General features: G+C 73.9%; 19 protein-coding genes and 1 riboswitch. Of the genes, 10 read left to right on the top strand and 9 right to left on the bottom strand.

Going from position 1 to position 20,118, the window contains the following annotated elements:
* Positions 1-230 precede the first annotated feature (230 nt).
* Together IH48_RS0126025 and IH48_RS0126020 are read right to left on the bottom strand one after the other, a co-directional pair.
* Positions 231-938, bottom strand: coding sequence for a hypothetical protein (locus IH48_RS0126025; RefSeq protein WP_078850035.1), 708 nt, complete (start codon positions 936-938; stop codon positions 231-233).
* Complete coding sequence (locus IH48_RS0126020; RefSeq protein ID WP_030909468.1) at positions 850-1,626, bottom strand: alpha/beta hydrolase; 777 nt, start codon at positions 1,624-1,626, stop codon at positions 850-852. The genes IH48_RS0126025 and IH48_RS0126020 overlap by 89 nt, the downstream gene beginning before the upstream one ends.
* A 204-nt stretch (positions 1,627-1,830) precedes the next feature.
* Here IH48_RS0126020 and IH48_RS0126015 point away from each other — a divergent pair, with 204 nt between their 5' ends.
* The 3 genes from IH48_RS0126015 to IH48_RS0126005 are packed head-to-tail and all read left to right on the top strand — an operon-like array spanning position 1,831 to position 4,448.
* A complete protein-coding gene (locus tag IH48_RS0126015) occupies positions 1,831-2,580 on the top strand; it encodes a lysophospholipid acyltransferase family protein (protein WP_030909465.1) in 750 nt (249 codons plus the stop codon).
* 27 nt (positions 2,581-2,607) lie between these two features.
* Positions 2,608-3,777: a MacS family sensor histidine kinase gene (gene macS / locus IH48_RS0126010; RefSeq protein WP_030909462.1), complete on the top strand. Its 1,170-nt coding sequence runs from the start codon at positions 2,608-2,610 to the stop codon at positions 3,775-3,777.
* On the top strand, positions 3,774-4,448 hold the full coding sequence (locus tag IH48_RS0126005) for a response regulator (protein WP_030909460.1): 675 nt from the start codon (positions 3,774-3,776) through the stop codon (positions 4,446-4,448). Before macS ends, IH48_RS0126005 begins: the two co-directional genes overlap by 4 nt.
* Positions 4,449-4,751: 303 nt before the next feature.
* Here IH48_RS0126005 and IH48_RS0126000 read toward each other — a convergent pair whose 3' ends face one another.
* Positions 4,752-6,752, bottom strand: a complete 2,001-nt coding sequence (locus IH48_RS0126000) for an anthranilate synthase family protein (RefSeq protein ID WP_078850034.1) — start codon at positions 6,750-6,752, stop codon at positions 4,752-4,754.
* Positions 6,753-7,050: 298 nt separating this feature from the next.
* On the opposite strand from IH48_RS0126000, the gene IH48_RS0125995 reads away from it, so the two are divergent.
* Complete coding sequence (locus IH48_RS0125995; RefSeq protein WP_030909455.1) at positions 7,051-8,403, top strand: class II 3-deoxy-7-phosphoheptulonate synthase; 1,353 nt, start codon at positions 7,051-7,053, stop codon at positions 8,401-8,403.
* Positions 8,404-8,570: 167 nt separating this feature from the next.
* Positions 8,571-8,924 (top strand): (2Fe-2S)-binding protein, encoded by a 354-nt coding sequence (locus IH48_RS0125990; RefSeq protein ID WP_030909452.1) that lies wholly within the window; start codon positions 8,571-8,573, stop codon positions 8,922-8,924.
* A gap of 100 nt (positions 8,925-9,024) precedes the next feature.
* Here IH48_RS0125990 and bfr read toward each other — a convergent pair whose 3' ends face one another.
* Complete coding sequence (gene bfr, locus IH48_RS0125985) at positions 9,025-9,516, bottom strand: bacterioferritin (protein ID WP_030909449.1); 492 nt, start codon at positions 9,514-9,516, stop codon at positions 9,025-9,027.
* A gap of 188 nt (positions 9,517-9,704) precedes the next feature.
* On the opposite strand from bfr, the gene IH48_RS0125980 reads away from it, so the two are divergent.
* Entirely contained in the window at positions 9,705-10,337 is a 633-nt protein-coding gene (locus IH48_RS0125980) for a sulfite oxidase-like oxidoreductase (protein WP_030909447.1), read from the top strand.
* A gap of 650 nt (positions 10,338-10,987) precedes the next feature.
* Here IH48_RS0125980 and IH48_RS0125975 read toward each other — a convergent pair.
* The 5 genes from IH48_RS0125975 to thiO all read right to left on the bottom strand — a co-directional run bounded on the left by IH48_RS0125975 (position 10,988) and on the right by thiO (position 16,492).
* Positions 10,988-11,842 (bottom strand): deoxyribonuclease IV, encoded by an 855-nt coding sequence (locus tag IH48_RS0125975; protein ID WP_030909444.1) that lies wholly within the window; start codon positions 11,840-11,842, stop codon positions 10,988-10,990.
* A gap of 20 nt (positions 11,843-11,862) precedes the next feature.
* Positions 11,863-13,791, bottom strand: a complete 1,929-nt coding sequence (gene pknB, locus IH48_RS0125970; protein ID WP_030909442.1) for a Stk1 family PASTA domain-containing Ser/Thr kinase — start codon at positions 13,789-13,791, stop codon at positions 11,863-11,865.
* Between the two features lie 423 nt (positions 13,792-14,214).
* A complete protein-coding gene (locus IH48_RS0125965) occupies positions 14,215-15,009 on the bottom strand; it encodes a thiazole synthase (protein WP_030909439.1) in 795 nt (264 codons plus the stop codon).
* Positions 15,010-15,014: 5 nt separating this feature from the next.
* Positions 15,015-15,254, bottom strand: coding sequence for a sulfur carrier protein ThiS (gene thiS / locus IH48_RS0125960; RefSeq protein WP_030909436.1), 240 nt, complete (start codon positions 15,252-15,254; stop codon positions 15,015-15,017).
* Positions 15,251-16,492, bottom strand: a complete 1,242-nt coding sequence (thiO, locus tag IH48_RS0125955; protein ID WP_199810006.1) for a glycine oxidase ThiO — start codon at positions 16,490-16,492, stop codon at positions 15,251-15,253. The genes thiS and thiO overlap by 4 nt, the downstream gene beginning before the upstream one ends.
* Positions 16,489-16,601: riboswitch (TPP riboswitch) on the bottom strand. (Overlaps the previous gene by 4 nt.)
* A 116-nt stretch (positions 16,602-16,717) precedes the next feature.
* Here thiO and IH48_RS0125950 point away from each other — a divergent pair.
* The 4 genes from IH48_RS0125950 to metF all read left to right on the top strand — a co-directional run bounded on the left by IH48_RS0125950 (position 16,718) and on the right by metF (position 20,107).
* Complete coding sequence (locus IH48_RS0125950; protein WP_051840721.1) at positions 16,718-17,893, top strand: NAD(P)/FAD-dependent oxidoreductase; 1,176 nt, start codon at positions 16,718-16,720, stop codon at positions 17,891-17,893.
* Between the two features lie 104 nt (positions 17,894-17,997).
* The gene (locus IH48_RS0125945) at positions 17,998-18,363 is read left to right on the top strand and encodes an Rv2175c family DNA-binding protein (RefSeq protein WP_030909427.1); all 366 of its coding nucleotides are present in this window, start codon (positions 17,998-18,000) and stop codon (positions 18,361-18,363) included.
* A gap of 113 nt (positions 18,364-18,476) precedes the next feature.
* Positions 18,477-19,145, top strand: coding sequence for a thiamine phosphate synthase (gene thiE, locus IH48_RS0125940; protein ID WP_030909425.1), 669 nt, complete (start codon positions 18,477-18,479; stop codon positions 19,143-19,145).
* Between the two features lie 44 nt (positions 19,146-19,189).
* The gene (metF, locus tag IH48_RS0125935) at positions 19,190-20,107 is read left to right on the top strand and encodes a methylenetetrahydrofolate reductase [NAD(P)H] (RefSeq protein ID WP_030909422.1); all 918 of its coding nucleotides are present in this window, start codon (positions 19,190-19,192) and stop codon (positions 20,105-20,107) included.
* The last annotated feature ends 11 nt before the right edge of the window (positions 20,108-20,118 follow it).

Raw genomic sequence — 20,118 nt, 5'->3', positions numbered from 1 at the left:
CCGGGCCCGGATATGGCGGCGCGGCTGCTTCCGGCAGCACAGGACCGCGGAGCACGGCAGCGCCGATCCGGGTGTGCGCTCCGGCGGAGCGTGGTTGGGGCCGCGCTCGCGGGCACGTGCGGGAGGTCGGCCTTCAGACGGATCCCTGCCCGGAGCGCAGGCCGGGCGCGCGACAGTGGGCCCCGCCCCGGGCGGGGACGACCCGCCCGCCCCGCCGGGGCCGGGCGGCGTCAGACGACCGCGCCCCGGCCCGGGTCGTCGTCGTCCTCGTCGTTGTCGTGCTCCATCCGCGCGAACAGCGTCGCGATGCCGCCGAGGAACCCGCCGGCGCACAGCGTCGTCAGCCACCACGTCATGTCCCACTGGAGGATCACCGCTACGAGCGCCAGCACAGGGCCGCCGATCGCGCCCATCCATGCGAACTTCGCCGTCACGTCCGACTCCGGCAGCGCGGGCGGCTCAGGCGGCACGAAGTGGCCCTCGCCGTCGTCCTCGGCCGGCGTGAAGTCCCGCGGCCCGCGCGTGGCGCCGGCCGACTTCCCCGCCCCGACACCGGGCGCGAAGACCACCGAGCTGCCCAGGCCCCGCACGGGCACGTCGCCGGGCCCCGCGGCGCCGCCGCTTTCGGCGCCGGCGCCGGCGCCGTCGTCGCGATCGGCGTCCGCGCGATCGGCGTCGCCGGCACCGCTGGGCGTCCCGCCGGTCTTGCTGTCGAGCGACGCGAGATCGTCCACCGACTTGAACGGCCTCGCGCCCGGCGGGTCCACCGGCTCCACGCCGTAGCCCTCGACGATCGCGGCCCACGCCGCGGCCTCGTCCAGCGGCTGCGGCTCGGGGTCCGCGTCATGGTCAGCCACCCGTGCCCCCCTTCTGTCCGGCACGTGGAGCGAGCCGCGCGACGAACGCCGCGCTCTCCTCGAAGATCCGCTCCGCGTCATGGTCCAACGTCGCGACGTGGTAGCTGTGTTCCAGCACGATCTCGCGCACGTCCGCCGAGGACACCCGGCTGAGCACCCGCTCGGAGTCCCAAGCGGGCACGACGTGGTCCTCCCTGCTGCGCAGGAGCAGCAGCGGCTGCGTCACCTGCGGCAGCGCGCCGTCGACGAGCGCGAACAGCCTGCGCATCGAGTGCGCCGCGTGCAGCGGCACGCGGTCGTAGCCGATCTCCTTGCCGCCGCCCTTCGCGATGTCGTCCGCGACACCCTTCGTCGTACGCACGACGTGCCGCAGCGCGGGCAGCGCGTACGCCGACAGGCCGTGCACCCGCACCGCGGGATTGACGACCACGATCCCGGCGATCTCCGCGCGGTGCTTCGCCGCGAGCCGCAGCGCGAGCGCGCCGCCCATCGACAGGCCGCAGACGAAAACGCGCTCGCAGCGCTCGGCGAGCTCCGCGAGCGCCACCTCGACGCAGGCGTACCAGTCCTGCCACCCCGTGAGTTGCATGTCCTGCCAGCGCGTGCCGTGGCCGGGCAGCAGCGGCAGGGAGACCGTCAACCCGCGGTCCGCCAGATACTCCCCCCATGGACGCATCGACTGCGGGGAACCAGTGAAGCCATGGCACAGAAGGACACCGACATCGCCGCCCTCGTGAAGGAACGGCTCGGCTCCTGGAAGGACCGGCACCGGGGTCTCCTGTTCGTGGGGAGGGAAGGGGGCGCGCACCCGCGCTCGGCTCATCTCACGGTACGCGACCGGACCGACACCGACCAGGCCCTTCGTGTGCCCGGTGAAGGCGCGGGCGACGGCGCCGATGAGGGGACCCGCCGCCGCCTTCGGGATATGGTCGTCGGACAGCACACAGGAGGCACCGAGTTGATCTACGGCGCGATGAAGGTCTCCCTCGGCGGCTCCCTGAAGCTCGCCTTCAGACCGTGGGTGGAGGGCATCGAGAACGTCCCGGCCGAGGGCCCGGCGATACTCGCGAGCAACCACCTGTCGTTCTCCGACTCGTTCTTCCTGCCCGCGGTGCTGGACCGCAAGGTCACCTTCATCGCGAAGGCGGAGTACTTCACCTCGCCCGGCGTCAAGGGGAAGCTGACGGCGGCCTTCTTCAAGGGCGTCGGCCAGCTGCCGGTGGACCGCTCGGGCGCCAGGGGCGCGGGGGAGGCCGCGGTCAAGAGCGCTCTGAAGGTCCTGGAGCGCGGCGAGCTGTTCGGCATCTACCCCGAGGGCACCCGCTCGCCCGACGGCCGCCTCTACCGGGGCAAGCCGGGCGGCCTCGCGCGCGTCGCGCTCCTGAGCGGCGCACCCGTGATCCCCGTGGCCATGATCGACACGGAGAAGATCCAGCCTCCCGGCAAGGTGGTCCCCAAGCTGATGCGTCCCGGCATCAGGATCGGCGCGCCCCTGGACTTCACCCGCTATCTGGGGATGGAGAACGACCGCTTCATCCACAGGTCGGTGACCGACCAGGTGATGTACGAGATCATGAAGCTGTCGGGACAGGAGTACGTGGACATCTACGCGACGGCCGCGAAGCGGCAGATCGCGGAGACGCAGAAGGCAGCGTCGGAAAAGGCGGCGGCGGAGAAGGCCGCGGCCGAGGAGAAGGCCGCGGCGAAGAAGACGCCGCACTGACGGGCACCGCGAGACGGGGGGACGGAGATGGCCGGGCGTGAGCGCGCCCTCAGGATGTCGGTCGAGGTGCCGCTGTGGCGCGCCCTCGCCGCCTACCGGCTGCTGACGGCCGTCTATGCCCTGCTGCTGTTCCTCTACGAGCGTGAGCGCTACGAGCGGCTCTGGCTCGGCCTCCTCTACCTGTCGGTCGTCCTCGTGTGGACGGTGGCGACGCTGCGGAAGGTGTCGGGCGCCGAGCGCTGCACGCGCACCTTCCTCGCCTGCGACCTGGCACTCGCCCTCGCAGGCATCCTCGTCACGCCTCTCGCGGACGCGCAGGCGCGCGGCGAGGACGTCACCACGCTGCCGTCGATATGGACGGCGGGCGCCGTCCTGGCCTTCGCGCTGAAGGGCGGCTGGCGCCTCGCGTGCGCGGCCTCCACACTCGTCGCCGTGGCCGACGTGGTGGAGCGCGCGCACCCCAGCAAGGACACCGCGCACAACGTGGTACTCGTATGGGTCGCCTCGATCGGCATCGGCTACGTCGTCGAGGTGGCACGCGCGTCCGAGCGGACGCTCGCGCGCGCCCTGGAGATCGAAGCCACCACGCGCGAGCGCGAGCGACTCGCGCGCGACATCCACGACAGCGTCCTCCAGGTACTCGCCATGGTGCAGCGGCGGGGCACGGCGCTCGGCGGCGAGGCGGCCGAGCTCGGCAGGATGGCGGGCGAGCAGGAGATCGCGCTGCGCACGCTCGTGACCGGCGGCCTCGCGCCGGACGGCCTCGTCGACCTGCGGACGCTGCTCGCGCCCTACGCGGGCGCGCGCGTCAGCTTCGCCGAGCCCGGCACGCCCGTGCGGCTGGCCGCGCGTGCGGCCGAGGAGCTCGCCGCCGCCGTCGGCGCCGCGCTGGACAACGTCGCACGGCACGCGGGCGACGGCGCGGGCGCCTGGATCCTCGTCGAGGACGAGCCGGGCGAGGTGATCGTCACCGTCAGGGACGACGGCCCGGGCATCCCCGAGGGCCGCCTGGCGCAGGCGGAGGGCGAGGGCAGGCTGGGGGTCGCGCAGTCCATACGGGGACGGCTGCGGGATCTGGGCGGCACCGCCGAGCTGGTGTCCGTGCCGGGGCAGGGCACGGAGGTGGAGATGAAGGTCCCGCGCGGGAAGACCGGGAAGGCCGACAGGACGACGAAGACACGGGGGAGCACGGCATGACAGGACAGGACGCACCGGTCTCGGTGATGGTCGTGGACGACCACCCGATGTGGCGCGACGCGGTCGCCCGCGATCTCGCCGAGGCGGGGTTCGACGTCGTCGCGACGGCGGGGGAGGGGGCCCAGGCCGTACGCAGGGCGCGGGCAACCTCACCGCAGGTGCTCGTCCTCGACCTGAACCTGCCGGGCCTGCCCGGCGTGCAGGTGTGCAAGGAACTCGTCGGCACGCTCGCGGGCCTGCGCGTCCTGGTGCTCTCGGCGAGCGGCGAGCACGCGGACGTGCTGGAGGCGGTCAAGTCGGGTGCCACGGGCTACCTGGTGAAGTCGGCGTCCACGGCCGAGCTGATCGAGGCGGTGCGCAGGACGGCCGTCGGGGAGGCCGTCTTCACGCCGGGTCTCGCGGGCCTGGTTCTCGGCGAGTACCGCAGGCTGGCGGCGGAGCCCGGCCCGCGCACGCCTGACGAGCCGAAGGCGCCGCAGCTCACCGACCGCGAGACCGAGGTGCTGCGCCTCGTCGCCAAGGGCCTGTCGTACAAACAGATCGCGGAGCGTCTGGTGATCTCGCACCGTACGGTGCAGAACCACGTCCAGAACACCCTCGGCAAGCTGCAGCTGCACAACCGGGTCGAGCTGGTCAGGTACGCGATCGAGCGCGGCCTGGACGACGCCTGACCGCGCACGGCGGACACGGCGCGTGTGCCCGCCGGGGCCGTGTACGTGCGGGCCCGGCCCTGCGCCGGTGCGCGGCGGGGCGCCTGGCGCGGGGGCGCGGCCGTACGCGCCGCCGGGCCGGCGCGGGTGCCGCCGAGCCCAGGCTCGCAACGGCCCGGTGCGGCGCACCCCTCGCGGACGCCGGCCGTACTCCAGGGGCGCGGCCCTGAGCCGCCGCGTCGGGGCCGGAACGCGGCCTCGGGCCGTTGCGGACCGCGCGTGGGCCGCGCCCCCAGCACCAGGTCGCGGGCGGTGCCGCGCCGGTCAGGCCGGCCGCGGCGCGTCCGCCTGCCGGGCGTGGGCCAGCAGGCGCGTGACGATGCCCGCGCCGTCCAGCGTGAGGACGGACTCCGCGTGGAACTGCCACGAGGCGAATCCCGGGCCGCGTACCGCGTGCACCTCGTGGGTCGCCGCGTCACGCGCCACCTCGATGCCGTGTGCGGCGAGCTCCGCCGCCGTCTCGTCGTCGCACCGCGCCGTGAAGCTGTTGTAGAAGCCGACCGTCTCCCGCACGCCGAAGAGGTCGATCGCCACCTGCGCGCCCTGGTGCGGCTCACTCTTGCGGACTACGTCAAGACCGAGCTCCGCCATCAGCATCTCGTGGCCCAGGCACACGCCGAGCACGCCGCGCTTGCGCGCCGCGATCAGGGAGGCGGCGAGCGACCGCATCGTCCGGATCCGGGGGTCCGACGCGTTCGCGGGGTCGCCGGGCCCCGGGCCGAGCACCACAGGCCCTTCGTGCGCCAGCACCGCCGCGCCGAGCCCCGGCTCGTCGTGGCGCCGCACCGTCACCGCGAGCCCTGACGAGCGCAGCAGGTGGGCGAGCATCGCGGTGAACGTGTCCTCGCCGTCCACCACGAGCGCGTGCCCGGCCTCGGGCGTGCACGCGGACGACGCCCGCATCCTCAGCCAGAACGGCGCCAGGTCCGCGCGCCGCGCGTCGAGCGCCGCCCGTACCCGCGGGTCACCGGCGAGCCCGGGTGCGGGCGTGGCCCCGCCGGCGGCGGGCCGCCCGGCGGGCTCCACCACGCCGAGCGCGGCGAGGACGCCCGCCGCCTTCGCGTGGGTCTCCGCGACCTCGCCGCGCGGGTCCGAGTGGCGTACGAGCGTCGCGCCGACACCCACCCGCAGTGCCCCCGTCCGGGCGTCGATGTCCGCCGTGCGGATCAGGATCGGCGAGTCGAGCGACTGCGCGCCGCCCTCGTCCCGCCCGAGCAGCGCGAGCGCGCCCGCGTAGTAGCCTCGCCCGCCCGGCTCGTAACGCTCGATGACCCGGCACGCGTTCCGCACGGGGGAACCCGTCACCGTCGCCGCGAACATCGTCTCGCGCAGCACCTCGCGCACGTCGAGCGACGACCGCCCCCGCAGCTCGTACTCGGTGTGCGCGAGGTGCGCCATCTCCTTGAGGCGCGGGCCGACCACGACGCCGCCGCGGTCGCCGACCGTGCACATCATCTTCAGTTCCTCGTCCACGACCATGGACAGCTCGTCGGTCTCCTTGCGGTCGGCGAGGAACGACAGCACGTCCTCGACGCGCGGGCCACCCGGCCCCTGCGGGTAGCGGAAGGTGCCGCTGATCGGGTTCATCACCACGGTCCCGCCGCTCATCCGCACGTGCACCTCGGGGCTCGCGCCCACCAGCACACGCCCGCCGTCGCCCGTGTGCACGACGAACGTCCAGTACGCCCCCTGCTCGCCCACCAGCAGCCGCCGGAACAGCGCCAGCGCGTCGGACCGCCCGAACCCGTCGACGCGCCCCTCGAACGTCCGCCTGATCACGAAGTTCGCGCCCTCGCCCGCGCCGATCTCGTCCCGCACGACGCGGCCCACGAGATCGGCGTACGCGTCGTCGTCCACGTCGAACGCCCCGCCCTGTACGCGCACCGCGTGGCCGGGCAGCGCGTCGAGCACGTCCGCGAGGGGCAGTTCGCGGTGCTCGTCGGCGATGAGCACCGACAGCGGCGTGCCGTCGTCCCGCACGTCGAAACCGCGCTCCCTGATCTGCCGGAAGGGGACGAGCGCGAGGGACGGGGCGTCGCCGACGGGGATGTCCGCGAGCACGGCAGCCTCGTGCACCCGGCCGATCAGCACCTCGACGACGTCGTGGCGGCGGCCGGGCGTGCGGCGGCGCAGCAGGGCGAACGGCTCCCGGCCCGCCGCCAGCCGGCGCAGCACGGAGGCGGCGCCTTCGCGCGGGCCGGAGCCGGACGAGGAGGCCCTACGGGGTGTGCGGGGTGTGTGAGGTGTGCGAGGAGCGGGAGACATGGGGCGGGGTTCCTTCCGGTGGGTGGGGGAACGGCCCGCCTCGCGGTCCCGGTCGCGTACTGCCCGGGAAAACACGGAAGGCCGCCCCTCGGGCGGCCTTCTCGATCCGTGCGATGTGCGTCACGCGCGCGGAATCAGCGGGGTCGCCGGGAGAGCCGGCCACCACCAGGACTGATGCGTGCGCGAGAGCATGGCGACACCCTAGCCGACGGCCCGGTCCGCGGTCCGCCCTGCCGGCGCTGTTCCACAGTGTGAGCCGACTGGTCTACCCGCGCGCGTGACCGCGTAATCTGGTTGCGTGACAGTGAACGCTGAGAAGCCCGTGACGTCTGTGCCCACCTGGAAAGGTCTCCCCGCTGCGCAGCAGCCGGAGTATCCCGACCAGGAGGCGCTGCGCGCGGTCGTGGCCGAGCTGGAGGCCTGCCCGCCGCTCGTCTTCGCCGGCGAGTGCGACCAGCTGCGTTCGAGGATGGCGGCCGTCGCGAAGGGCGAGGCGTTCCTGCTCCAGGGCGGCGACTGCGCAGAGGCGTTCGACGCCGTGTCCGCGGAGCACATCCGCGCCAAGCTCAAGACGCTGCTGCAGATGAGCGCCGTCCTCACGTACGCCGCCTCGGTCCCCGTGGTCAAGGTCGGCCGCATCGCGGGCCAGTACTCCAAGCCGCGCTCGAAGAACACCGAGACGCGCGACGGTGTGACGCTGCCCAGCTACCGAGGCGACTCCGTCAACGGGTTCGCGTTCGACGAGGCGTCCCGGGTGCCCGACCCGACACGCCTGACGCGGATGTACCACGCGTCCTCGTCCACGCTGAACCTCGTCCGCGCGTTCACCACGGGCGGCTACGCCGACCTGCGCCAAGTGCACGCCTGGAACCAGGACTTCGTGAAGTCCTCGCCGGCGGGACAGCGCTACGAGCAGCTCGCCCGCGAGATCGACAACGCGCTGGGCTTCATGAAGGCGTGCGGCACCGACCCGGCCGAGTTCCGGGCCGTGGAGTTCTACTCCTCCCACGAGGCCCTGCTGCTGGACTACGAGTCGGCGCTGACGCGCACCGACTCGCGCACGGGCACCCTGTACGACACGTCGGCCCACCTGGTGTGGATCGGCGAGCGCACCCGCCAGCTCGACGGCGCGCACATCGAGTTCGCGTCGCAGATCCGAAACCCCCTCGGCATCAAGCTCGGCCCGAACACCACGGTGGACGAGGCACTCGGGTACATCGACCGGCTCGACCCGGAGCGCGAGCCCGGCCGCCTCACGTTCGTGGTGCGGATGGGCGCCGACAAGGTCAGGGACAAGCTGCCCGAGCTCGTCGAGAAGGTCACGGCGTCCGGCGCGACGGTCGCCTGGGTCACGGACCCGATGCACGGCAACACCTTCGAGGCCGCCTCGGGACACAAGACCCGCCGCTTCGACGACGTGCTGGACGAGGTCAAGGGGTTCTTCGAGGTGCACAAGGGCCTCGGCACCCACCCCGGCGGCATCCACGTGGAGCTCACCGGCGACGACGTCACGGAGTGCGTGGGCGGCGGCGACGAGATCTTCGTCGACGACCTGCACCAGCGCTACGAGACGGCCTGCGACCCGAGGCTCAACCGCAGCCAGTCGCTCGACCTGGCGTTCCTCGTGGCCGAGATGTACCGCGACCAGTAGGTCTTCGCGGTCCTTGCGGGCGATGGGGCACGGATCCTGTGATCCGTGCCCCATCGCCCATGAGGGGGTTCTGCGAGCCCGCGGCAATGGGTTAGGTTAGGTTAGCCTCACCGATGGGAATCCATCGGTGGGACGACGACCAGGATCAGGCCCGGGAGGTGAACCGCGTGTACGTATGCTCCTGCTTCGGCATCACCGAGGCACAGGTCAAGGAGCACGCGGAGGCGGGCGCCTGCTCGCCGCGGCAGATCGCGTCGCAGTGCGGGGCGGGCACGGACTGCGGCGGCTGCGTACGGCGCATCCAGTCGATCCTCGGCCGGGGCACGTGCCCGCGCCGCGAGCTGCTGGAGGGCCGGACCGCCCCCGCGCCCGCCACACCTGTGCAGGAGCCGGGCGCCGCGCCTGCGCCCGCCGCCCCGGCGCCCGCGAGTCCCGCGCGTCTCCCGATTGCCCCCGCCGCCCTGCCCGTAGCGCTCCCGGCGGCGGTCCCCGGCCCGCTGCGGCTTCCGAACGCCGCCTAGACGGCCCCTGGCCGCCCGCCGGGCGCGGGGCGTCCGCCCCTGCGCCCACCCGCGCCGGCCGCGCTCCTCCGGGCAGGGCCCTGCGGCGCGGGGTCCTGCCTCAGCTGTCGCCGCCGTCCTCCGGCTGCTCGATCTGCTGCGCGATGTACAGCGCCTCGCCCAGCTTCCCGACCAGTGCGAGCTGCGTGTCCAGGTAGTCGATGTGGTGCTCCTCGTCCTCCAGGATCGACTCGAACAGCCGCTTGGACGTGTGGTCGTTCTTCGCCCGCATCACGTCGATACCGCGCTTGAGGCGGTCGATCGCCTCCACCTCGACCTGCCGGTCGGACTCGAACATCTCCGTGACCGTCTGACCCACCCGCACGTGGAAGAGCCGCTGGTAGTTCGGCAGGCCGTCGAGCAGCAGGATCCGGTCGGTCAGCAGCTCCGCGTGGCGCATCTCGTCGAACGACTCGGCGCGGGTGTTCTTGGCCAGCCGGGTCCAGCCGAAGTTCTCCTGCATCTTCGCGTGCAGGAAGTACTGGTTGATCGCGGTGAGCTCGGCGGTCAGCTGCTCGTTCAGGAACTCGATGACCTCGGGGTCGCCCTGCATCGCAGAGGCTCCTTCCAACGACGTGGCGGTGAACGTGTGACGCGTGTCAGACATGTGCCCACTGGGACTGGCCGCAGTCTCGCACCACCCCAGGGGGCCGTCCAGTAAGGACCTCCTTGCCACGAGATGGCCCGAATGGGCTTCGGCCCGGTCATGACCACCCCTCCCGGTCTGTCACCATGTAAAGCATGGGTCAGGAGCAGAGCGGGGGGCATCGGATACCGGACGCGTCCCCCCTGCCGCCCGGACAGCGCCTCCAGCGCGGCTGGCCCGTCACCCACTACGGGCCCGTGCCGAAGTTCAAGCCCGACCGGTGGGAGTTCCGCGTGTTCGGCGCGACCGCCGACGGTGACAAGCACTGCTGGGACCACGAGGAGTTCACCGCGCTGCCGTTCTCGACGGTCGTGGCGGACCTGCACTGCGTGACGAAGTTCAGCATGCTGGGCGCGGAGTGGGGCGGCGTCCACGCGAAGACGCTCCTCGACCTCGCGCCCCCCGCGGCCGCGGTGACGCACGTGATGGTCTGGGCGGAGTACGGGTACAGCGCCAACCTTCGCCTCGACGACTTCACCGCGAACCGCACGATCTTCGCGACGCACAGGGACGGGGAACTGCTCACGGCCGAGCACGGGTTCCCGCTGCGCCTCGTGGTGCCGCATCTGTACGCCTGGAAGGGGCCCAAATGGGTGAGGGGCGTCGAGTACATGACCGCGGACCGCAGGGGCTTCTGGGAGGAGCGCGGCTACCACAACGTGGGTGATCCGTGGGCGGAGCAGCGCTACACCTACCAGGAGGAGCCCGGCGCGGGCCCGGAACTCTGAGACCGCTCGCCGCGTGGGCATCAGCCGCTGGCCGCGTGGGCATCAGCCGCTCGCCGCGTGGGCATCAGCCACGTCTGGCGCTGGCCGCGTGGGCACCAGCTGCGTCTGGCGCTGGCCGAGTGCCGCGCGCCGGCCCTGGCGGGGCCTGTCCCTTGGCGGGAGCCGCCGCTCGCCGCGTGGGCATCAGCCGCTGGCCGCGTGGGCATCAGCTGCGTCTGGCGCTGGCCGCGTGGGCACCAGCTGCGTCTGGCGCTGGCCGAGTGCCGCGCGCCGGCCCTGGCGGGACCTGTCCCTTGGCGGGAGCCGTCGCTGGCCGCGTGGGCATCAGCCGTGTCTGCTGCTGGCCGAGTGCCGTGCGCTGGCCCTGGCGGGGCCTGCCCCCTGGCGGGGCCTGCCCCCTGGCGGGGCCTGCCCCCTGGCGGGGCCTGCCCCCTGGCGGGGCCTGTCCCTTGGCGGGGGCCGTCGCTCGCCGCGTGGGCGTCAGCCACGTCTGGCGCACGGCATCAGTCGAGTGCTGCGCGTGTCCGGCTCGGCCGGCCCTGCGGGGGGCCGTTCCTTGCCGGCGGTCGGTCCCTGGCGGGGGCCGACCCCGGTTGCGCGGCGGAGAGCCCGTGTCTGCTCCTGCCGGCCGTCCCGGCGGGAGCCATCGCTCAGGCGTCGCGGAGTTTCTTCAGGCGGGCGACGTCCTCGCTGTGGCCCGCCTTGCCGCCCGGCGTCTCGATCACGAGCGGTACGCCCTCCGTGGCCGGGTGGCCGAACAGCGCCGCGAACGGCTCCTCGCCGATGTGGCCCGCGCCGATGTTCTCGTGGCGGTCCTTGTGCGCGCCCGTCACGTCCTTCGAGTCGTTCGCGTGGATCAGGCCGAGCCTGCCCGCGCCCACCGTCTCGACCAGCAGGTCGAGCGCGCGCGCCATGCCCCGCGGGCCCGCCAGGTCGTGGCCCGCGGCGAAGGCGTGGCACGTGTCCAGGCACACCCCGAGCCGCGGGTGCGCGTCGAGCGCCTCGAAGTACGGGCCGAGGTCTTCCATCCGCGCGCAGAGCGAGGCGCCCTGCCCGGCCGTCGGCTCAAGCAGCAGTGCCGGGTCGGCGTCGTCCGTCAGCTCGTCGAGCAGCGGCAGCAGCAGCTCCCGCACCTGCGCGAGCGCCGCGGCCCGCTCGCGCCCGCCCGTCGCCGCGCCCGTGTGGACGACGACGCCCCGGGCGCCGATCACCCGGCCCCTGCGCAGGCTGTGGCGCAGCGACAGGACCGACCGCTCGGCCGTGGCCTGCGTGTGCGAGCCGAAGTTGATCAAGTAGGGGGCGTGGACGTACGCCGGGATGCCGGCCTGCGCGCACCCGGCGCGGAACAGCTCGTCCTGCGCGGGCGTGCCGGGCGGCAGCGCCCAGCCGCGCGGGTTGGCGACGAAGACCTGCACAGCCTCCGCGCCCAGGTCGCGGGCGTAGCCGAGGCCGGTGGTGGCGAGGCCGCCGGCCACGGGCACGTGGGCGCCTACAGGGTTGCGCATGGGGTGGAGCCCGTCCGTCCTCAGAGACCGTTGGTCGTGATCGTGATGGTGCTGCCCTCGGGCGCCTTGTCGCCGCCCGCCACGGACTGGACGGTGATCGTGTCGTCGATGAAGGGGAAGCTGTGCTTGACCTTCACGTCGAACCCCGCGTCCTCCAGCGCCTTGGTGGCGTCGTCCGCCGACCGGCCCGTCACGTCGGGGACCGCGACCATCTTCGGCCCCTTCGACAGGGTCAGCGTGACCGTGTCGCCCTCGCCCAGCTGCCCGCCGTCGGCCGGGGACTGACGGGCCACCGTGCCCGCGTCCTGGTCGGACTGCACGCGCCGCGTGGCGATCTTCGCCTTGAGGCCGGCGTCATCCAGGTCGGCCGTCGCCTCGTGCACGTCCTCGCCGGTCACATCCGGTACGTCGATCGCGCTGCCCCTGCTGACCTGCAGCGCGACCGCCTGGTCCGGGCGCAGGCGCGCGCCCGCGGCCGGCTCGGTCCCGATGACCGAGCCGCGGGCGATGGAGTCGCTGAACGCCTTGTGGACCACGCCGGCGGACAGGCCGGCCTTCGCGAGCGCGGCCTTCGCGCCGGCGAGCGGCCTGCCCGACACGTCGGGCACCGACACGATCCGCGGGCCGCGGGAGATGGTCAGCGTGACGGGGCCGTCGCCGCGGATCTTCGTCTCGGGTGCGGGGTCGGTCCTCATGACCTTGCCCCGGTCGAACGCGTCGCTGTAGCCGTGGGTGACGCGCGCGTCGAGCCCCGCGTCCGACAGGCGCTTCTTCGCCACCTGCTCGCTCTGGCCGAGCAGCGACGGCACGCGCGTGAACTGCCCCGAGTTGATGTACCAGACGCCCGCGCCGACCAGGACCACCACAAGCGCGGCGACGACGGCGACGATGCCGCGGCGGCGCCCCGGCGACCTGCCGCCCGCGCGGCCGCTGCCCCGGGCCGGCGGCAGCGGGGGCAGGTCGAGGCGGCTCGTCCTGCTGACACCCGCCGCGTCCGCGCCGGCGGGGGCGGAGCGCGGGATCACGCTCGTACGGTTCTCCGATCCTGACGTGCCGTCGGCGGCCCTTGCGCCGGGCGGCACCGCGTCGAGCTGGGCGTCGGTCAGCGCCGCACGGGCCGCGCGGACCTCGGCGAGCAGCGCGACCGCGTCCTGCGGGCGCACCCGGGAGTCGCGGGCCGTGGCCGAGGCGACGAGCGCGTCGAGCGCGGGCGCGAGGCCCGGCACGGCGGCGGACGGCGGTGGCACGTCCTCGCTGAGATGGCGGTAGATCACCTGGGCCGGCGTCTCGCCGCCGTGCGGCTTGCGGCCGGTCAGCATCTCGTACAGCACGACGCCGCACGCGTACACATCGACCCCGGGGCCCGCGCCCGCGGTGGTGTCGTCGAGCTGCTCGGGCGCCAGGTACGACACCGTCCCGAGGACGGCCCCGGTCGTGTTCGTGACGTCGCCCACGGTCCTGACGAGACCGAAGTCGGCGACCTTCACGCGGCCGTCGTCCCCTATGAGCACGTTCTCCGGCTTCATGTCGCGGTGGACGAACCCGGCACGGTGGGCCGCGCCGAGCGCGGCGAGGACGGGCTCCGCGATGTCCAGCGCCGCACGCGGCGGCAGCGCGCCGCGCTCGCGCACGACGTCGCGCAGCGTGCAGCCGGCGACGTACTCCATCGCCAGGTACACGTACGCGCCGTCGGCGCCCTGGTCGAAGACGGCGACCACGTTGGGGTGCGCGAGCCGGGCCACGGACTTCGCCTCGCGGATGAAACGCTCCACGAACGCGGCGTCGGTGGCGAGCGCGGGGTGCATCACCTTGAGCGCGAGCACGCGGTCGAGGCGGGTGTCCACGGCCCGGTAGACCGTGGCCATCCCGCCCACCGCGATGCGGGCGTCCACGCGGTACCTGCCGTCCACCACCTGCCCGACGATCGGGTCGCCCAGGGTCATGTCCACGCGCCGAGTCTACTTTCCGCCACGGACACCGACGGCTTCGCCCGAACCCCGCGACGCACCTGTGACGCGCCTGTCACCGCGCCGCGGTGGTGCCTCCGGCGACGGGTGCCGGCGTCGTGTCCTGTGCGCCCGGACGACCGCATGCCCGTTCCCTACGCCGACGAGGGCCGTCACCGTTGCCGTACCCCTGGCGCCCCGCCGGGCGCCAGGGCCTGCCACGTTGCCCCTGTTCGCGGCCACCACCAGGGGGACGAGGCCTGGATGCCGGCGTGGCAGTTGCCCCTCGGGCAGGCGCTCCCCGGGGACTGCCGGTCGTGCGGAGGGTGGAGGGGCGCGGGTTGCCCGCCGACCGGCGCCGTGGGGCCACCCGCGCCGCTGCCCTTTCCGTACCCCTGGCGCCGGTCGGTGCCCCGGCGGGTGCGCTCAGAACGCCGGGCGCTCCGGGTCGAATGCCGCGAGGCCGCTCTCCGGTGACGACGCCTGCGCGTGGTGGCGGCGCGGGATGCGGCCCGCGAGGCGGGCGAGCCTGCCGGCCTCCACCGCGCGGCGCATCGCCTCCGCCATGAGGGCGGGCTCCTGCGCCCGCGTCACCGCCGACGCCAGCATGACCGCCGCGCACCCCAGCTCCATCGCGAACGCGGCGTCCGACGCCGTGCCGGCGCCCGCGTCCAGGATCACGGGGACGCCCGCGCGCTCGACGATCAGGCTGAAGTTGTGCGGGTTGCGGATGCCGAGGCCCGAGCCGATCGGCGAGCCGAGCGGCATGACCGCCGCGCAGCCCACGTCCTCCAGCTTCCGTGCCAGCACGGGGTCGTCGTTGGTGTACGGCAGCACCGTGAACCCGTCGTCGACGAGCGTCTCCGCCGCGTCCAGCAGCTCGACAGGGTCGGGCAGCAGCGTCCGCTCGTCCGCCACGACCTCCAGCTTCACCCAGTCCGTGCCCAGCGCCTCCCGCGCGAGCCGCGCCGTCAGCACGGCCTCGCCCGCGGTGAAGCAGCCCGCCGTGTTCGGCAGCGGCCGGACGCCGAGCCGGTCGAGCACCGACAGCACGGAGCCCTGCACGCTCGGGTCGAGGCGGCGCATCGCCACGGTCGTCAGCTCCGTGCCCGACGCCAGGAGCGAACGCTCCAGCACGTCCAGGCTGGGCGCGCCGCCCGTGCCCATGATCAGCCGGGAGGCGAAGGCCGTCCCGGCGATGGTCAGTGCGTCGTCCGCCATCCTCGTCAGCCTCCCTGTACAGCGGTGAGGACCTCGACGCGGTCGCCCTCTTCGAGCGCCGTGCCCGGCCAGCCGCCGCGCGGCACCACCGTCTCGTTGAGCGCCGCGGCCACCCCGGAGGGCGCCGTCGTCACCGTCGCGACCAGCGCGGCCAGCGTCGTCGCCGCGGCCACCTCGCGCGGCCTGCCGTTCACCGAGACCCGCACCGTGCCGCCCCCTGTACCGTCCGTGCCGTCGCGTGTCATGCGTGCTGCTCCTCTCGTGAGGCATCGGCGGACCTGGCGGCGGCGGCTCCCGCACCTGCTGCCGCGAAGCGGGAGGGTGTGAACGGCCGTGCCACCTCCGGGAGCTCACCCGTCGTCAGCAGTTCCGCCATGGCGTCCCCCGTGACGGGCGTCAGCAGCACGCCGTTGCGGAAGTGGCCCGTGGCCAGGTGCAGCCCCGGCAGCGGTGTCGGGCCCAGCAGCGGCGCGTTGTCGGGCGAGCCTGGCCGCAGCCCGGCGCGCGTCTCCGTCAGCGGCAGTTCCGTGATGCCGGGCACCAGCTCGTGGGCGTCGCGCAGCAGTTCGTACACGCCGCCCGCCGTCACCGTGGTGTCCCAGCCGAGCTCCTCGCTCGTCGCGCCCACCACCAGCTCGCCGTTCTCGCGCGGCACCAGGTAGACGTGCCCGCCGCGCACCACGGCCCGCACCGTCCTGGACAGGAACGGCGCGTACCTGCGCGGCACCGTCAGCCGCAGCACCTGGCCCTTCACCGGCCTGACCGGCGGCAGCACCTCGTCGGGCACACCCGCCAGCCGGCCGCTCATGCTGCCGCCCGCCAGCACCAGCTGGTCCGCGGCGAGCGCCGTCCCGTCCGCCGTCACCACCCCCACGGCACGGCCGCCGCGCACCGAGAGCCGCTCGGCCCACGTGCGGCGCAGGGCCACACCGGCACGCTCGCACGCGGCGAGCAGCGCGGCTGCCATGCGGCGCGGGTCTATCTGGTGGTCGCCGTCGACCCGCAGCCCGCCACGCACACCGGGCGCGAGCATCGGTTCGAGGCGGCGGCAGTCGCGGCCGCCGAGCCACTCGGACGTCAGGCCGCACTTCTCCTGGAACGCGTGCAGCTCCCGCAGGTGCGCGCGGTCGTCGCTGTCGAGCGCCACGGCGAGCGTGCCGCACGCGCGGTACCCGGTGTCCAGGCCGCTCGCCGCCTCCAGCTCGGCGACGAACTGCGGGTAGCGGCGCGCCGAAGCGAGGTTCAGCCCCAGCAGCGTCTCCTCGCCGTAGTGCAGTTCGGTGACGGCGGCCAGCATGCCCGCGGCGACCCGGGCGGCCCCGCCGCCCGGCTCGGGATCGACGACCGCGGTGCGCAGCCCGCGCTGCGCCGCCCGCCAGGCCGTGACCAGGCCGATGATGCCGCCGCCGATCACCAGCACGTCGTAGGCGCGCGTCGTGGGTGTCGGGGGTGCGCAGGACACGGATGTTTCGGAAGGCTGCACGATCGTCAGCCCCTCCCTTCGCCGGCATGACCCGGATCAGGTTCGTACGGTCGGAGGCCGCCCAGCCTCCCTCTCAGTCCGGTGCGCCCGGGCTCCCGCGAGGTTCCACCGCCAGCGTAGCCCCTGCCTCCTCCCGCGTTAAGACGCGGGCATCCGGAGGGATCCAAAGGGATCTAAGGTGATCGCGTGAGCGAGGACCGGAGAGTCGTCATCGTCGGCGCGGGCATGGCGGGAGTGCAGAGCGCCGTGGCGCTGCGCGAGAGCGGGCACGAGGGTCCGGTCACCGTCGTCGGCGCCGAGCCGCATCCCCCCTACGACAGGCCGCCGCTGTCCAAGGCGGTGCTGCTCGGGCAGGCGGAGGGCTCCGCGTTCGACATCGACTTCGCCGCCCTCGGCGTGGAGCTCCTGCTCGGCCGCGAGGCGACCGGCCTGCGCACGGACGCGCGCGAGGTGGACAGCGACCAGGGGCCCGTCGCCTACGACGCGCTTGTCATCGCCAGCGGCGCCGAGCCCGTGACGCTGCCCGGCACGCGTGGCATGCCCGGCGTCCACGTGCTGCGCACGCTCGACGACGTCGAGCGGCTGCGGCCGGTGCTGGAGCGGCAGCACGAGGTCGTCGTGGTCGGCGCCGGCTGGATCGGCGCCGAGTTCGCGACCGCCGCGCGCGCCGCGGGCTGCGCCGTCACCGTCGTGGAGGCCGCGGACCGCCCGCTGGCGGGCGCGCTGCCCGCAGAGGTCACCGCCCCCATGGCCGGGTGGTACGAGGAGAGCGGCGCCACCCTCATGACGGGCGCGCGCGTGGAGCGCGTCGAAGAGGGCGCGGTCGTCCTCGAAGGGGGCAGGCGGCTCGCCGCGGGCGCGGTGCTCGTCGGCATCGGCGCCCGCCCGGCGACCGGCTGGCTCGCGGGCTCGGGCGTGGAGCTCGGGCCGGACGGCGCGGTACTGGCCGACGCGTGGCTGCGCACCTCCGTCCCCGGCGTGTACGCGGTCGGCGACTGCGCCTCCTTCCCGTCGGCGCGCTACGGCGAGCGGCTGCTCGTCCACCACTGGGACAACGCGCTCCAGGGCCCGAGGACCGTCGCCGCCCGCATCACCGGCGCGTCGATGGACCCGTACGACCCGGTGCCGTACTTCTGGTCCGAGCAGTTCGGCCGCTTCGTGCAGTACGCGGGCCACCACACGGGTGCCGACACGCTGATCGAGCGGGGCGAGAAGGCGGCGCCCGCCTGGTCGGCGGTGTGGCTGCGCGACGGCGTGCTCGTCGCGCTGCTGGCCGTGGGCAGGCCGCGCGACCTGGCCCAGGGCCGCAAGCTCATCGAATCGGGCGCGCGGCTCGACGCGGACCTGGCGGCGGACCCGGCCGTCTCCCTGAAGAAGTCCGTGGTGAAGCCGGTGCTGTGAGCGCCCGCCGGCCGGGCTCCGTGCGCGTCCGCCGGGCGGCGCGCGTGCCCCGCACGGACCGCCACCGCTACCGCACGCCGGTCCGGGATGGCAGTCTTGTCCTCGTGACCGAGATTGACGTGAAGATCGATGCTCTCGTCCCCGAGTGGCTGTACCTCCCGGACATCGCGGAGAAGCTGGACGTCGAGGTGACGCGCGTGCGGCAACTGGTCAAGGAGGGCCAGCTGATCGCCGTGCGACGCGGCGAGAACCGCGCACTCCAGGTGCCCGCCGCCTTCATCGACGGAGACCGGGTCGTCAAGGGGCTCGCCGGCACGCTGACGCTCCTGAAGGACGACGGCTTCTCCGACGAGGAGATGCTGGAGTGGCTGTTCACGGCCGACCCGACCCTGCCGGGCACCCCCGCCCAGGCGCTCAGCGAGAACCGCGGCACGGAGGTGAAGCGCCGGGCCCAGGCGCTCGCCGTCTGACGGCGGACGGACACACCACGGCCCGCCGGCGCGAGAGCGCCCGCGGCGCGAAGACGTACGTACGACCGCCCGCGCGCAGGAGCGCGGGCGGCACGAGTGGGGGGAAACACCCGATGTCCACGGCCCGCGCGGCGCTCGCCGACGCCCGGATCTACCTGTGCACGGACGCACGCAAGCGCCAGGGCGACCTCCCCGCGTTCCTCGACGCGGTACTCGCGTCGGGGGTCGACATCGTGCAGTTGCGCGACAAGTCCCTGGAGGCGGCCGAGGAACTCGACCACCTCCAGGTCTTCGCCGACGCCTGCCGCAGGCACGGCAAGCTGCTCGCGGTCAACGACAGGGCCGACGTGGCACACGCGGCCGGTGCGGACGTACTCCACCTCGGCCAGGGCGACCTGCCGGTGCCGGCAGCCCGCGCCCTGATCGGCGACGCCCCGCTGATCGGCCGCTCCACGCACGCGGAGGCCGAGGCGGAGGCGGCCGCCGTGCAGCCGGGCGTCGACTACTTCTGCACGGGACCCTGCTGGCCCACGCCGACCAAGCCCGGCAGGCACGCGCCGGGCCTCGGCCTCGTGCGCCACACGGCCGCCCATACCGCCGCGCGCTCCATCGACCGCCCGTGGTTCGCCATCGGAGGCATCGACGCCGGCAACCTCGACCTCGTACTCGACGCGGGCGCCAGGCGGATCGTCGTCGTACGGGCCATCACGGAGGCCGACGACCCGGCCGCCGCTACCGCCGCGCTCGCCGCGCGCGTCCGCGACCGCGCCGCGACCGTATGACGGACGGTGTGACGGCGCCCGCCGCCAATCGATAACCTGCCTCTATGGCCCTCGGTACCTCCTCGACCTGGACCCCGCAGACACGCACCGTGCGCGACGTGCTCGCCGGCGGCGGGGCCAGCTATTCGTTCGAGTTCTGGGCGCCCAGGACCGCGAAGGGTGAGCGCAACCTGTGGAACGCGCTGCGCCGGGTGGAGGCGGTCGCCCCGAGCTTCGTCTCCGTCACGTACGGCGCCGGCGGCTCCACCCGCGCGGGCACCGTCAGGGCCACCGAGCAGATCGCCGCCGACACCACACTCACCCCCGTCGCCCACCTGACCGCGGTGGACCAGTCGCTCGCCGAACTGCGCAACATGATCGGCCAGTACGCGTCGGTCGGCATCCGCAACATCCTCGCCGTACGCGGCGACCCGCCCGGCGACCCCATGGGGGAGTGGGTCAGGCACCCCGAGGGGGTCGAGTACGCGGCGGACCTGGTCAGGCTGATCAAGGACTCGGGCGACTTCTGCGTCGGCGTGGCCGCCTTCCCCGAGATGCACCCGCGCTCGCCCGACCGGGACAGCGACATCCGGCACTTCGTCGACAAGTGCCGTGCCGGCGCCGACTACGCGATCACGCAGATGTTCTTCAGGCCGGAGGGCTACCTCGAACTGCGTGACCGGGTGGCCGCGGCGGGCTGCGAGACGCCCATCATCCCGGAGATCATGCCCGTCACCAGCGTGCGGCAACTGGAACGGCTGCCGAGGCTCAGCACCGCCGCGGTCCCCGACGGGCTGAAAGAGCGGATCCTCGCCGCCAAGGAGGACCCGGTCGCTGTACGCTCCATTGGCATCGAGTTCGCGACGGAGTTCTGTGCACGGCTCCTCGCCGAGGGTGTTCCAGGACTGCACTTCATCACGCTCAACAACTCTACTGCGACACTTGAGATCTACGAGAATCTCGGACTGCACAGGCATTCCTGACCGGTGCCGCC

Origin of the sequence: Streptomyces sp. NRRL F-5126 (genome assembly GCF_000721265.1) — a bacterium.
Taxonomy (GTDB): domain Bacteria; phylum Actinomycetota; class Actinomycetes; order Streptomycetales; family Streptomycetaceae; genus Streptomyces.
The sequence above is the reverse complement of the archived record's forward strand: the minus strand, read 5'-3'. Positions and strand labels throughout refer to the sequence as shown.

Bases quoted from the DNA above. Each gene is read 5' to 3' on its own strand.
- IH48_RS0125975 (WP_030909444.1), bottom strand. From the start codon at position 11,842: ATGCGCAACCCTGTAGGCGCCCACGTGCCCGTGGCCGGCGGCCTCGCC.
- metF (WP_030909422.1), top strand. From the start codon at position 19,190: ATGGCCCTCGGTACCTCCTCGACCTGGACCCCGCAGACACGCACCGTG.
- IH48_RS0126025 (WP_078850035.1), bottom strand. From the start codon at position 938: ATGACGCGGAGCGGATCTTCGAGGAGAGCGCGGCGTTCGTCGCGCGGC.
- IH48_RS0125980 (WP_030909447.1), top strand. From the start codon at position 9,705: ATGGGTCAGGAGCAGAGCGGGGGGCATCGGATACCGGACGCGTCCCCC.
- thiS (WP_030909436.1), bottom strand. From the start codon at position 15,254: ATGACACGCGACGGCACGGACGGTACAGGGGGCGGCACGGTGCGGGTC.
- macS (WP_030909462.1), top strand. From the start codon at position 2,608: ATGGCCGGGCGTGAGCGCGCCCTCAGGATGTCGGTCGAGGTGCCGCTG.
- thiE (WP_030909425.1), top strand. From the start codon at position 18,477: ATGTCCACGGCCCGCGCGGCGCTCGCCGACGCCCGGATCTACCTGTGC.
- IH48_RS0125950 (WP_051840721.1), top strand. From the start codon at position 16,718: ATGGCGGGAGTGCAGAGCGCCGTGGCGCTGCGCGAGAGCGGGCACGAG.
- IH48_RS0126005 (WP_030909460.1), top strand. From the start codon at position 3,774: ATGACAGGACAGGACGCACCGGTCTCGGTGATGGTCGTGGACGACCAC.
- IH48_RS0126000 (WP_078850034.1), bottom strand. From the start codon at position 6,752: ATGTCTCCCGCTCCTCGCACACCTCACACACCCCGCACACCCCGTAGG.
- IH48_RS0126015 (WP_030909465.1), top strand. From the start codon at position 1,831: ATGAAGGTCTCCCTCGGCGGCTCCCTGAAGCTCGCCTTCAGACCGTGG.
- bfr (WP_030909449.1), bottom strand. From the start codon at position 9,516: ATGCAGGGCGACCCCGAGGTCATCGAGTTCCTGAACGAGCAGCTGACC.
- IH48_RS0125965 (WP_030909439.1), bottom strand. From the start codon at position 15,009: ATGGCGGACGACGCACTGACCATCGCCGGGACGGCCTTCGCCTCCCGG.